Annotated in this window: 9 protein-coding genes and 1 tRNA gene; all 10 read left to right on the top strand. The window is 44.8% G+C overall.

The genetic code is table 11. From position 1 onward, the window contains the following. The first annotated feature begins 32 nt into the window (after window positions 1-32). The 10 genes from OEZ43_17180 (at window position 33) to OEZ43_17135 (ending at window position 13,626) form a co-directional block, all read left to right on the top strand. On the top strand, window positions 33-2,507 hold the full coding sequence (locus OEZ43_17180) for an EAL domain-containing protein (protein MDH5547320.1): 2,475 nt from the start codon (window positions 33-35) through the stop codon (window positions 2,505-2,507). 120 nt (window positions 2,508-2,627) lie between these two features. Then, entirely contained in the window at window positions 2,628-3,053 is a 426-nt protein-coding gene (locus OEZ43_17175) for a universal stress protein (GenBank protein ID MDH5547319.1), read from the top strand. Between the two features lie 88 nt (window positions 3,054-3,141). After that, window positions 3,142-3,885 (top strand): ankyrin repeat domain-containing protein, encoded by a 744-nt coding sequence (locus tag OEZ43_17170; GenBank protein MDH5547318.1) that lies wholly within the window; start codon window positions 3,142-3,144, stop codon window positions 3,883-3,885. Window positions 3,886-3,906: 21 nt separating this feature from the next. Beyond that, a complete protein-coding gene (locus tag OEZ43_17165) occupies window positions 3,907-5,736 on the top strand; it encodes a PDZ domain-containing protein (GenBank protein MDH5547317.1) in 1,830 nt (609 codons plus the stop codon). A gap of 276 nt (window positions 5,737-6,012) precedes the next feature. Continuing rightward, the gene (locus OEZ43_17160; protein ID MDH5547316.1) at window positions 6,013-6,351 is read left to right on the top strand and encodes a hypothetical protein; all 339 of its coding nucleotides are present in this window, start codon (window positions 6,013-6,015) and stop codon (window positions 6,349-6,351) included. A gap of 4 nt (window positions 6,352-6,355) precedes the next feature. Continuing rightward, entirely contained in the window at window positions 6,356-7,315 is a 960-nt protein-coding gene (gene birA, locus OEZ43_17155) for a bifunctional biotin--[acetyl-CoA-carboxylase] ligase/biotin operon repressor BirA (GenBank protein MDH5547315.1), read from the top strand. 73 nt (window positions 7,316-7,388) lie between these two features. Further along, the gene (locus OEZ43_17150) at window positions 7,389-8,135 is read left to right on the top strand and encodes a type III pantothenate kinase (protein MDH5547314.1); all 747 of its coding nucleotides are present in this window, start codon (window positions 7,389-7,391) and stop codon (window positions 8,133-8,135) included. Beyond that, complete coding sequence (locus tag OEZ43_17145) at window positions 8,132-9,127, top strand: hypothetical protein (protein MDH5547313.1); 996 nt, start codon at window positions 8,132-8,134, stop codon at window positions 9,125-9,127. Before OEZ43_17150 ends, OEZ43_17145 begins: the two co-directional genes overlap by 4 nt. A gap of 48 nt (window positions 9,128-9,175) precedes the next feature. Further along, window positions 9,176-9,251, top strand: a tRNA-Thr gene (locus tag OEZ43_17140). A gap of 343 nt (window positions 9,252-9,594) precedes the next feature. Beyond that, window positions 9,595-13,626 (top strand): S8 family serine peptidase, encoded by a 4,032-nt coding sequence (locus tag OEZ43_17135; protein ID MDH5547312.1) that lies wholly within the window; start codon window positions 9,595-9,597, stop codon window positions 13,624-13,626. Window positions 13,627-13,700: the final 74 nt, after the last annotated feature.

Genomic DNA, 13,700 nt, shown 5'->3' with positions numbered 1-13,700 from the left:
GGAATACCGATATGTCAAAATTGAGCTGAACTATGACGAGTCTGAATGTACGCATTGCTATAATTATTGCGTCGGTGCTATTTTTTCTTATGCTGATCGTCGGTTTTTATGTTCAGAAGCAGCTAACGCAGGCTATTGAGCAACAGGGGGTCGAGCAGGCGGAACTTCATGCACAGACTGTACTAGGAAGTCTGAAAACACTTATGCTAAACGGCAATGGTACGTTGGCAAAAGAGTGGTTAGGTAGATTGCAGGGTGTTGCAGGTATTAGCAATATTGAAGTATTGCGTAGAGATGGACAACCAGCGTTTACTGACTTATCGACCGTCGATCTAGTAAATAATTTCCTCGGAAAAAGAGTTTTTGACCGCAATGCGAATGAGCCTCCCCTAAAATTTGAAGCCGTTGATGTTTCCACCATGCAAAAAACACTGGATGGTGAAATTGTTCATGAGTTTGCTTCTACCGGTGATATTTCTATAACCATGCCGATACAAGCAGAAACAGAATGCTTGAGTTGCCATGGATATGATCAGTCCATGTTTCGTGGAGTTCTTCGTCTTTCTCTTTCTAATCAGAAAACGGCGACAAGAATAAATGAAATGCGCACCGCTTTATGGGGCGGCGCATTCTTTGTGGTTTTGCTCTTGGTTTTGGTTTTGTGGTTCTTTCTTCGTTGGAATGTATTGAAACCGATACACCAACTTCGAGATGCAATTCATCGTGTGAGTTTGGGTGATAAGGGCACAAAAGTACCTGTCTATCGTCGTGATGAACTTGGACAGCTGGCTGAGTCGTTCAATCGAATGCAATTGGCGCTGAGTGATAGTGAAACTCGTATCCGAGCGGTAATGGACAATGTTGTTGATGGCATTGTTATTCTTAAAGACAACGGACTTGTAGAAGGCATCAATCCAGCGGTAACAACGATATTTGGATATACGGAAACTGATTTGTTAGGTAAGCATATAGATAAATTGGTACCGGAAAAGAATAATCCGAGTGATGACAACATTCTTGGTGTTCCAGGCGTGCCAGATGAGATTAGTCTTTTAGGCATAGCTAGGGAAATCTCCGGTCGGCGTAAGAATGGTACTGTCTTTCCAATGGATGTTGCTTTAAGTGAGATGCTGGTTGGTAAAGAGCGTTTTTACATCTGTATTATTCGCGACATTACTAGTCGTAAGGCACGTACAGCGGCATTGAGGTATCAGGCTATGCATGATGCCTTGACAGATTTGCCAAATCGCACCTTGTTAATGGACCGATTGCAACAGGCACTTCGGTCGGCTGAGCGTGAACGAAACGATGTAGCAATTTTGTTGCTTGATTTAGATCGTTTTAAAGAAGTCAATGACACACTTGGCCATCATGTGGGTGACAAATTACTGCAGCAAATTGCTCACCGTCTTCGCATGGTTTTGCGAGAATCAGACACTGTAGCCAGGCTTGGTGGCGACGAGTTTTGCGTTCTATTGCCGTATGCGGACACAAATCAGGCTATGTTTACGGCTCGCAAAATAATTAACTCAGTAGAGAAACCGGTTTCGCTTGAAGGTCAGACGATGACTGTAGGTGCAAGTATAGGAATTGCTGTATATCCTCAGCACGGTGATAATCCGGCGATCTTATTGCAGCGCTCTGATGTGGCAATGTATGTTGCAAAGAGGGGAAGCAAAGGATTTAGTGTCTACGATTCCAACAAGGATCAACACAGTCTTCGACATTTATCTATAAGTAGTGATCTTCGAGCCGCAATTGAAAGAGATGAACTGAAAGTCTATTACCAGCCAAAAGTAAATCTGCGAGACAATCGAGTAAATGGGTTTGAGGCCTTGGTTCGGTGGCAACACCCAGATTTAGGAATGTTGTTGCCAGAAGAGTTTGTGCCGGTTGCTGAGCAATCGGGCTTGATTCGTTCGCTTAGTCTTTGTGTTTTGCGATTGGCACTCAAAGAATGCGCTGATTTTCTAACTGACATGAATGAATTGAGACTGTCTGTAAATTTGTCGATGCGTGATTTGTCCGATTCACGTTTTATTGACGATATCGCAGCGGTACTTAACGATTTCCATGTACCTGCTGGAAAGATCAAATTCGAAATAACTGAAACGGCTTTAATGGAGCACCCACAAAAAACCATACGTACGTTGAATCAGCTCAATTCCATGGGTTTGCGTTTGTCAATTGATGACTACGGAATTGGTTATTCCGGTTTGTCATATCTAAAGCAGTTACCCGTTAATGAACTTAAAATCGATAAGTCATTTGGGATGTCTCTGATGAGCGATGGCAATAGTGCCGTCATCATGCGATCTACTATTGATATGGCGCACGAGCTAGGTCTAAAAGTTGTCGCTGAAGGTATCGAAACCAGAGAAGCCTATGAACTGCTTAGAAACCTCGGATGTGACTCAGTACAAGGGTTTTATATCAGCCCACCATTACCTATCTCAGATGCATTACATTGGGTGGAACGAAATCATAATATAGTGAGTCTGCACTAACTTTTTTGGAGATAGATTCCACGAACGTTTTTGAGCTATTATTGCTGATTCCTCGGTTTCCAGTTTTATAGTCGGGAACGCGTTTTCTTTCTGGTGAACGATCAAGTAGAGCGAATAGATATGGCAACTAGTATTCTGGTAGCGCTGGACTTGTCTCCAGAGTCCCAACAAGTAATCGAAAAGGCAAAAGAGATAGCGGCCCAATCCGGTGCGGCTATCAGTGTAATTCACGTGGTGGAACCCGTCATCACAGATTCCAATTACGTATTGCCGGATGTTTATGTCGATTTGGAGGCTGCTTTGGTGGATCGTGCTGAGAAGTTTCTCGCGGATTTGTTGAAAAGAAATGGTCTGAATTCCGTCGCAGTATTCGTTGAAGTCGGCTCAATAAAAGGGCAAATCTTTCAGAAAATAGAGCAGGAAAAAGTCGATTTAATCGTAATGGGAACGCATGGACGTCATGGAATAGCTCGACTGCTGGGTTCAACTGCAAGTGCAGTTCTGCATGGGACTCCCTGTGATATCTACATGGTGAGGGTGCACTAACAGTAAACTGGCATAGGCTTGGCATAAGCTGTGGCGTATGGTGTTTGAATGGACATTGATGAATTCCCTAAGTCAAGAGTCGCATAAGATGAAAAACAAGCTGCTTGTTTTCTTTATTGTTCTATTTTTTTCTGCGAGTTCAAACCTCGCGTTTGCGGATGGACGTTTGCTTGTCGCTGCCGAGTCTGGTGATGTGAACCGGGTGAAACAGCTATTAAAAGAAGGCGCAGATCCGAATACCAAAAACAAAGACGGTGACCCGGTAACGTTTTTGTCATTGGTTAAGCGGCAGATCAATATCGCTGAGTTGTTGATACAGTCGGGAGCCGACCCTAACGCGAAAAATCGTTTTGGCGCACCTCTAATTATTACGGCAGCGGGAAGCGGTGATATCCCCGTTGTTAAAGTGCTTCTTGATAAAGGTGCCGATCCTAATGCTGTTTTTGAACGCTATGAAGGGGTTACTGCGTTGATGCTGGCGGCGCAGGATGGGCATGCGAAAATCGTTGAGCTGCTGTTAAAAAAAGGTGCCGATCCCAATAAGGCGTCAGCATTGGGTGATACCGCGCTGATAGCGGCGTGCGCGAGAGGCGACGACGGTATCATTAAGCAATTGATCAAAGCTGGCGCAAATGTGAACTCTCAAACAAACTCGGGATATACGGCGCTATTTATTGCTGTAAGTGATGTTCAGGAAGGGATAGTGCAACTGCTATTGAAAAATGGTGCCGATCCATTGTTGAAGAATTCAGATGGTGATACAGCAATTAGTCTAGCCAAGCGTATGCGAGAGGACACGCTTGTCGCGATACTCGAACGGGCTAGCCGATAGATCACCTGACTATGGATAGGCATGAACGAAGAATTTGATGTCACCTATGTGCTGAAGTTGAAAGACCCAGCGGCACATATCTTTGAAGTAAGCTGCACGATTAGGAATCCTGACCCAAACGGCCAAGTGTTCTCGCTTCCAGCCTGGATACCTGGTAGCTATATGATTCGCGAATTTGCGAAAAACATTATCCAAATACATGCCTATGCTGGCGGCTCTCTGTTGAGTCTTAAAAAGCTGGATAAGCAGACCTGGCAATCCGAATCGACCGCAGAGATGTTGACGATCAGCTATGAAGTATATGCCTGGGATTTGTCAGTACGAACCGCGCATTTTGATATGACTCACGCCTATTTCAACGGAAGTAGCGTCTTTGTAAGAATTCATGGAAAAGATAGGCAATCATGCGCAGTGGAAATCGAACCGCCAACAATTGCGACACTAGCTTCTTGGAGGCTTGCCACGACGTTGACACCATTGGATGCCGATGATTGGGAGTTTGGTCGTTATCACGCAGCCGATTATGAAGAGCTCATAGATCACCCGGTCGAGATCGGTAATTTCCAGACGGGTTCGTTTGAAGCGGCTGGCGTAAGACACGACATTGTTATTACCGGCCGCTGTAAACCCGATATAGAACGAATATGTCGTGATCTTTTGAAGGTTTGTGAACTGCATATTGGGATGTTCTGCGAACCTCCACCGTTTAAACGCTATCTTTTTCAGGTCATGGTGGTAGGTTCTGGCTATGGCGGCCTGGAACATAGGGCTTCGACCAGTTTAATGTGTAGCCGAGCAGATTTACCCCTTGTTGGCGAAGTTGCGGTATCAGAAGCGTATTGCGGATTTCTGGGCTTGTGTAGCCACGAATACTTTCATGCCTGGAACGTAAAGCGAATCAAGCCAGCTGTGTTTCTTCCCTGTCAGCTTGAACAGGAAGTTCATACCAGTTTGCTTTGGTGGTTTGAAGGTGCAACCTCTTATTATGATGATTTGTCGCTTGTGCGCGCGGGTCTGATCGATAGAAAAACATATCTACAACTCATTTCTCGTAATATTTCGCGTGTATTGAGTGCGAAGGGGAGGTTGAAGCAAACCATAGCCGATTCCAGTTTTGACACGTGGACGAAATTCTATAAACAAGATGAAAATGCTCCAAACGCCATAGTGAGTTATTACACCAAAGGCGCTTTGCTTTGTTTGTGCCTTGATTTGTATATACGCATAGAGAGTGAGCACACGCGTAGCCTTGATGATGTGGTACGTATCCTTTGGACCGAATACGCTAAAAAAGGCCTGGGCGTGGAAGAAGATGCGATGGAGAATATTGTATTGCGGGCTACCGGTGTTGACGTAAGTGAGTTTTTGAAACGCTATTTATATTCGACGGAAGAGCTTCCGCTACGGGAGACGCTTGAAAGTTTTGGCGTGACTCTAACGCTGCGAGTTGCTGACGGGCAAGCGGACTTTGGTGGCGTGGACAAGGAACCAGCGCAATTGCCGACCGCGAGTCTTGGCATACGAACACAGTCCGCAGGTGAGGGTATAAGAATTGCCAATGTGTTCGAGGGCGGGGCAGCCCACGGTTGTGGATTAGCTGCGGGAGATGTCATTGTCGCCATTGATCACCTTAAAGTTGCACAAGACAATTTTGAAAAATTAATAAAAACCTTTAGCCCTGGCGAAAAAGTGGTTATACATGCCTTTCGCCGAGATGAGCTGATCGTGTTCGATTGCATACTTCTGGCTGCCGAGGAGGACACCTGTGTTCTGGCGTTCAAAGAATCGACATCACATGCGATTTTGGCTAGTTGGCTTGATGGACAGGAATTTTGTGATCAGACAAAGTAGTTTATCGAGTTGAGTTGCTCGGAGAGGATGAATACTTCCAGCGAAGGGCTGGATTCGCGTTTTGCCAATTGCGAGATAAAAGATATTCCCAAATTGAAAATTATAAGGTCGCATATCTGTTCATACTCCATAATTTTCAAGTTGAAATTGATATGACTGACTCTGTACAGTCTTCCTTATTTTGACTAATTCCAATGGATATATTTGTGCTATAGTTCCGCGCCTGACGGGTTTAGAATTGTCATGGTCCTATCGGGTAAGGCCTTAGGAGATAGCTTGTCCATATCACGTATTGTTTTGTTATTGATAATTGTTTTCGCTACCTCTGCTTGTGCTGGCTTAGGCGCGGGTAAGTGGTCGGCGTACTCAATGTCGGTTCAAATCAATTCCAGCGACGGCCAAGCTTTGGCGGGGGCCAAAGTCAGCAGTATTGATAATAATGACGTTATAACAGGCTCTGATGGGCTGGCTACTCTGTACTTCCGAACCAAAGGCTTGTATGTCATTACCGTATTTGCAGATGGAATGGAAACGACGCAGATTAAAGTGACTATACCAACAGACGTCGACAAAGTAGTGCAAGTTTTTCTCTCCCCGCTCGCTAATCAACCCTAATCTCATGAAGGCCTATGACGTACTCAAGGTGCTGGCAGACGGAAAGTTTTGGTCTGGCCAGAAACTGGGGCAACAATTTGGTATTAGTCGTACGGCTGTTTGGCATCAGATTCAAGCTATTCGTGAAATGGGATTGGAAGTTTTCTCTGTTCAGGGTAAAGGCTATCGACTTGCTGAACCGCTGGAATTACTAGACGAGAAACGCATTCGCTCATTTATCCGAAACTCCCAATTGAATCTAACGATTTTGGAAGAGGTTGATTCCACAAATCGTTACTTAATGCAAAAACGCGGCAATACACCCGAAAAAGCGAGCGCCTGTCTTGCCGAAAGACAGACGTCGGGCAGGGGGCGGAGAGGGCGAGCATGGGTTTCACCCTTTGGCGCAAATATCTATATGTCGTTATCCTGGCAGTTTGCAAAAGGGATCAATGCGATAGAGGGCTTGAGCCTCGTCGTAGCAATCGCTGTAGTGAGTGCGCTGGAACGCCAGGGGGCAACCGGTTTAAAGATAAAATGGCCAAACGATATCTACTATGAAGGCCAAAAGCTTGCTGGAATTCTGATCGAGCTGGCAGGTGAGGCATCTGGTCCATGTCATCTTGTGATAGGGATAGGTATCAATGTAAACATGCCGCCATCAATCTCTCAGCAGATTGACCAGCCTTGGATAGATTTAAGCAGCATATTCAACGGTACTATTTCCCGCAACGTATTGGTTGGCTTGGTACTTGATCATCTAGTCGAAAAAGTCGACGAATTTGAACAAGTCGGATTTGAGCCATTCCGAGAACAATGGAAGCAATATGATTATCTGTACAACAAGCCGATCGATATCTGCGACCACGACAGTTCCCGACAAGGTATTGCAAAAGGCATAGACGAATCGGGAGCATTGCTTGTAAAGTTTGAAGGGACAGTGCAGCGACTATTATCAGGTGATGTCTCGGTTCGCACTGTATAAGGTGCTCTTTTTCTATCCACCACACCTTGTTATTATCTCTTGATCACATATTTCTCAGACTAATTGCTTATTCATGTATTTGTTTTTAGACATTGGTAATACCCGCCTAAAATTTTGTACGAGCGACGGATTATCTTTGCTCGACTCATCTGCTTTCCCTATAGACAACGATATTCAGGCAACATTATTAAGAGTGTGGGATGATTTGGTTGTCGTTCCGACCAAGTGCGTGATCGCCAGTGTAAGAAGCAATAATGAAAATGCGCAAATTAAATCCTATTTGAGCCAACGTTTTGCCATTGATGTTAAATTTCTAAAATCCGAGGCAATTCAATGCGGTGTAGAAAATGCATACAAGCAATTTGAGCTTCTGGGAGTTGATCGTTGGTTGGGGTTGGTTGCTGCCAGAGCGAAGGCGAAAGCAAATGTACTTGTCGTTAGCTGTGGAACGGCAACCACGCTTGATATTCTACGCAAAGATGGCAGACATATTGGCGGCTATATTCTTCCGGGGTTGAGACTCATGCAAAGTATTTTGAATGAGAATACCGCAGAAGTGAGAACAACGCGAACCGATTTTGACAGTATCGAACCAGGCGATTCAACCGATACCTGTGTCAGGAATGCCGGCTTACTTGCGTGTATAGCGACTATTGAGAAGTTAGCAAAGTCTATTCAAGCGGACTTTGGCGATCCGGTTGAGTGTATTGTTACCGGTGGCGATGCCCCCGCTGTGGTAAAGCATTTGCCAATAAAAGTGAATCATGTTCCCCTTCTGTTGTTTGAAGGCATTTTGGAAATCATTTCTGGAACGCAATGATGTTAGCAAGTCAAAAGCGAAAAATACTTAAGTTGATGAGTCTTTTACTGCTTGTGCTGGTAATGGGGATAAGTATTGTTTCTATTTTGACTGCGCCAACAGATATGGAGGATAAAACAGAGCTATCTGATTTGAACCAACTCAAGCTGGTGGGAGAGCAATCGCAAGGTGATGTCGGTATAGCAGACTCCGACAAGACGGAAGCAATGAAGCAGGCTGAGACCGAAATTCTTGCGATGGGAGGAAAGAAAGCTGACGGTGTGCCGATAGCGAAAGACGAGGCACACGAAGAAGGTAAGGTACATAAATCGGAAGGTAAAGTTCATAAACCTGTAGAACCAACGCCTTCTGTTGAGAACACGACAAGCAAAAATACAAATCACGCTATTCCGCATAACGAGAAGATAAAAGTGGAATCTCCCAACACATCGCATTTAGTAGATCGCGCGACACCTAAAAATAGCGAATTGGTAGAAGAGCCGACAACAGCCGTTGTTGAGGAGCAGGGGTCTGAGTCTGTCGATGAAGTTGTCTGTTACAGCGCTGGGCCATTCAAAACCAAGAATGACGCAAACCAATTTGCCTTCCAAGTGGGGAAGCGTGAAATCGAGAGCAGAATTGGGACAAAAATGAAACGTGAAAAGATCGGATATTGGGTCTATCTTGAACCTGAGCGGAGTCTTGCATTGGCGCGTCTCAAGGCGGAAGAAATTAAATTAAAAGGCCTAAAAGATGTTGCGGTTGTGGTCAAGTCCAAGCCGAAGTGGGCCTTATCTCTCGGCGTTTTTCATTATAAGAAAACGGCAGAAGAGCGTGTAGCTAAGGTTAAAGGGCTTGGATACCAGCCAAAAATGTCTGTCCGATATAACGTTGAACGACAGTATCGCGTGGACATGCGCATGCAGAAATCCAACGAACCAGCGGAAAATGAATGGAAAAACTTGATCGAAGGTAAAAAAGACTTATTAATCAATTCGATAGAATGTAAGTGAGGGGCTTGCTTAGCGCGACGTAAATATATAGAATTACGGCTCTTTTTCGCCGACATAGCTCAGTTGGTAGAGCAACTGACTTGTAATCAGTAGGTCCCCAGTTCGAATCCGGGTGTCGGCACCATATAAATCAAAGGCTTAGCATGAAAATGCTAGGCCTTTTTTGTCTAAAAGTGTGCGGATTGGCTGGTGTAAGATATCGCTGAGAAGAGCCACTACATTCTACCCTTTATAGGTCTCAGCTTTAAGAATCTCCCAATTTTGTAAAGATTGCCGCAAAATAAGTAGATAAAATATCATATATCACATATTGTTATGTGCTTTATGTAAGGTTAATCCCCCCTTAATTTTCGACAAGCAAAATACCCCAGTATTTACCCCTGTTGCCCTACTAGTTGCTCCGCGGAATTGGAGCCTCCTACAAAAACAATAATCTTGATTTGCACCTAACAAACAGGATTACTGTCATGAAAACTTTTTACGACGTTATCGCCAGTGCTACCCGAATTATTGCATTGTCTATAATTCTGGCGCATTTAACCGCATGTGGTTTTGGCGAGCCGCTCCCTAATATGAAGAGGTCAACTGCCAAGTCAGCCGATAGCCAATTGGATGGTTTGCTGCTGAAGTTTGACGCGGCGGTCAGCGCTGACGAAGGCGAGCGAGCAAGAATTCTGGATGCCTTGGGACTGAAAGAGGCGGGTGCAATGGGGAAGCTTGCGCCTCGTTGGTTTCGTGTAATTCTTAAAGATGAAACAAGCACGTTGAACGATGCGCGGACAAAGGCGCAAAGTTACAGTTCTATATTGGCCATTGAGGGCAATGTCTTTGTTTACTCCCATGCTACTCCTAATGATGTCGACTTTAGCCTGCAATACTATTTGGACCGCAACGCTCCTGAAGGCACAGTCGATCCTGATATTGACGCACCACTAGCGTGGGATACACAAACCGGTGCACCCGTAGTTGTAGCTGTGTTAGATACTGGTATTGATTTAAATCATCCTGACTTGAAAGAAAATATCTGGGTGAATACAGCTGAAATTGCAGGAAACGAAATTGACGACGACGGTAATGGATTTGTTGACGATATCAATGGGTGGAATTTTCAGTCAAATACTAATCAAACACAAGACGATAATGGTCACGGGACGCATATCGCTGGAATTATTGGAGCACGGAGCAATAACGGCGAAGGTATAGCGGGTATAAATGGAAGGGCAAGAATACTGGCCGTAAAGTTTCTTAACAATGCCGGTCAAGGAACAGTTTTTACCGCAGTAAAGGCGCTCGAATATGCAATCGACAATGGTGCGGTTGTTTCCAATCTAAGCTGGGGAACGGATGTTTTTTCGCTCGCGTTGTTTGATGCTATCGAAATGGCTGGGCTTGAAGGTCATCTGGTTGTGGCATCTGTAGGTAACAATGGTCATAGCCTGGATGAGCATGCTATTTATCCCGCATCTTTCGAGTTAGACAACGTAATCAGTGTTGCCTCAACAAATGAGTCGCTGCAAATGGCAAGTTTCAGCAACTATAGTGCGCACAAAGCCAATATTGCTGCGCCTGGGGTTGGTATTTATAGCTCATATGTTATGAATCAAAAAATGGAAGGGTACCCAGCCGGCTACGGTATATTGAGTGGTACATCGGCATCTGCTGCTATCGTCACCGGCGTTGTCAGTCTTATCTATTCGCAGGATAACAATCTAAAAGCAAATGACTTGAAGCAAGCGGTTCTAGGTAGCGCGCGTAAAGTTGGCGCACTTGCCCAAAACGTTTCTACTTCAGGAGTAGTAAGCGCGGCTCTTGCAATTGAAAATACTCCGTCTAATGGATGGTCTGACGAATTTGGTACACAAACCTTCCCAGAAGACAACGTAGTGCTTAGTGGCTTTTCGCCTTTGATTACACCGGATTTTTCTATTGGACCAGACAATGTTTACATTGCCTCTGGTCAGCAACTGGAAGTGATTATCAAAGGCGGAGTTGCGCCTTATACCTGGCAGTCAAGTAATCAGGAAGTGGGTAGTGTTGTAGATACATGGTTTTCAGCAACCAAAATTGGCGAAACGCAGCTTGTTGCCACTGATGCAAACGGTGCAGTGAGTAACGTGATGCACGTGTTTGTTACTGATATTTCGGCAGACGTTGCGTCCAATACGGTCCTGTTGGTTAACGACACCATCCAGGTGAATGTGCTTGGTGGCATAGGCCCTTTTGAATGGAAAGTGCTTGGGAACGCAAATGCGGTTAGCCTACAGATGCTTGACCCTATGAGTCGTAGCGTATCCGTTAAGGCATTAACCTCTGGAAATTTTCAGCTGGCTGTAATGGATACTAGTGCATCTAGCGTACTTGAGTACGTTACGCCTGCGATCTCTGTTGCGTCTCAAAGTGTTGCAATTGCTTCGCCTCTTTCTACCAGTTTGCTCATTAACGAAGTATTGCAACTTCAGACAACCTCTGTGGCAGGAACGATCACTTGGGCATCAAGTAATACGGCTGTTGCTACCATCTCAGAGACAGGCTTATTAACAGCAGTAGGTATAGGCACTACTACAATCATCGCCAGTAACGCCCTCGGGCAATTGGATACCTTGGTTATTATAGTGAATAATGCGTCTATTTCAATTCAGACGCCGGTAACAGATACTATATGGGTGGGCAATGTTACGCCAATGCAACTATTCGTTGCAGGTGGTGCTGCACCATTCAATTGGATAAGTGCGACGTCTGATATCGTATCTGTTGACGCGAACGGTAAAGTTTCGGCTGTTAATTTCACACCGTCTAGTGTTGCTGATGCATCTCGTACTGCAATTATCGTTGTTATTGACGCGCTAGGAAATTCCGCATCATTGAAGGTCCGTGTAAACAAATTATTTGTCTCATCACCAGTTGATGCGTTGAGTACAGGGCAAACGATAAAATTCAACGTTCTATCACCTAGTAATACTCTTCTGTGGAATGTTACTGGAACTGGTAGCGCGAGCGTAAATCCTGCAACAATGGAGCTTACTGCGCTTTCTGCTGGTAATATTGTCGTCACAGTGGTGGATGAAAATGGGGTTTCCGCTTCGTCTAAGAATTTGCAAGTCAACAGCTTGCCCATAGCCATAGCAGCAACGACGTATTCGGAGCTTTGGATAGGTAACAATAATCGTAATACAATTCTATTGTCAGCGAACAATGGTCAACCGGTTTATACTTGGGTTTCAGATAATCCTAGTGTTGCTTCTGTCGATGCTTCTACAGGACTGGTGACTGCGTCCCAACCAGGTAATGTAAAAATATCGGTCAACGACAGTGTAGGAAATACAGCTTCTATGATGCTAACGGTGAAAAAATTCGCTATTAGTACTCCCAGTAGCTCAGTTCGAGTTTTCGACTCCTTGCAACTTTCTTCAAATGGATTTGGTTCGGTAAATTGGTTCGTCGATAATGCAACAATTGCCGGTATTTCCCAAGGCGGATTACTCAATGCGAAGGCGGCGGGAATTGTCAACGTATACGCTTTTGATGAAATTGGAAATACGACGAGCATCGCCGTACAAGTTGAGGCGCTTTCACCGTTACTCATTGGAAACGGTATTCAAACTTTGTGGAAAGGAAGTGCAAACACGACTCAGTTCACCGCCAGTGGTGGAATCGCACCATATGTGTGGAGTGTAAACGACCAATCGATAATAACCGTTGACCAGTTTGGTTTAGTCACGGCGGTCAGCAGCGGTACTGCGACGGTCATGGTAAAGGACACGATTGGTAATGTAGCTGTCACCCAGGTTACTGTGCAGGTTCTCAGTCTGTCGGCCACAAGTTATTCTGTAGCGGAATTGGATTCGGTGCTATTAACAACGAACGCCAGTGGAGCGGTAACTTACACAGTATCCGGAACAGGATCGGCATCAGTAAATCCAGATACCGGTGTGTTGACAGCATTAAAATCGGGCGATATTACCGTCACGCTAACCGACGGTTTAGGTAATACCAAGACTATTGCGTTAACGATCACCCCCGTTCAGGTGGTTGTAATCAGCCAAAGCGTAAACACAACGATTTGGCTTGGTGTAAATGTCAATAAAACACAGTTAACTGCTAGCGGTGGTAATGGAAAAATTGTCTGGGTGGTTAAATCTGGTACCGGTGTCGTTGCAGTCGATGCAACAGGAATGGTTACCGCAAAAGCTGTGGGAACTGCGACGATAGCCGCAGTAGATCCATTCGGTCGTTCGGATACTATTGTGATTACGGTATCTCAGGTCCAAATTAATCAACCATCCACTACGTCTATTAGAGTGGGTAGAACGCTGCAATTCACTGGTATAGGTGCAGGTAGCTTGGCTTGGACGGTTGATGATACATCGCGAGCAACTATTGACAGTAATGGATTACTTACGGCTAAGAACACAGGAACCGTAAATGTATCAATGAGAGATGCCAATAGTAATACTGCAGTGAATGTAATCAGTGTGACAATAAGAAGTTACAGCGACTAATCGAAATTCAATTTTTACGCAATTGTAACAGGACGTCTGGAGAACAACCGGGCGTCTTTTTCTCTTACATAGTG

Source organism: Gammaproteobacteria bacterium, from assembly GCA_029881255.1.
In the GTDB taxonomy this organism is placed as follows: domain Bacteria; phylum Pseudomonadota; class Gammaproteobacteria; order S012-40; family S012-40; genus JAOUMY01.
The sequence above is the reverse complement of the archived record's forward strand: the minus strand, read 5'-3'. Positions and strand labels throughout refer to the sequence as shown.

Coding starts and splice junctions, on each gene's coding strand:
- OEZ43_17135 (MDH5547312.1), top strand. CDS start 9,595: ATGAAAACTTTTTACGACGTTATCGCCAGTGCTACCCGAATTATTGCA.
- OEZ43_17145 (MDH5547313.1), top strand. CDS start 8,132: ATGATGTTAGCAAGTCAAAAGCGAAAAATACTTAAGTTGATGAGTCTT.
- OEZ43_17165 (MDH5547317.1), top strand. CDS start 3,907: ATGAACGAAGAATTTGATGTCACCTATGTGCTGAAGTTGAAAGACCCA.
- OEZ43_17175 (MDH5547319.1), top strand. CDS start 2,628: ATGGCAACTAGTATTCTGGTAGCGCTGGACTTGTCTCCAGAGTCCCAA.
- birA (MDH5547315.1), top strand. CDS start 6,356: ATGAAGGCCTATGACGTACTCAAGGTGCTGGCAGACGGAAAGTTTTGG.
- OEZ43_17150 (MDH5547314.1), top strand. CDS start 7,389: ATGTATTTGTTTTTAGACATTGGTAATACCCGCCTAAAATTTTGTACG.
- OEZ43_17180 (MDH5547320.1), top strand. CDS start 33: ATGACGAGTCTGAATGTACGCATTGCTATAATTATTGCGTCGGTGCTA.
- OEZ43_17170 (MDH5547318.1), top strand. CDS start 3,142: ATGAAAAACAAGCTGCTTGTTTTCTTTATTGTTCTATTTTTTTCTGCG.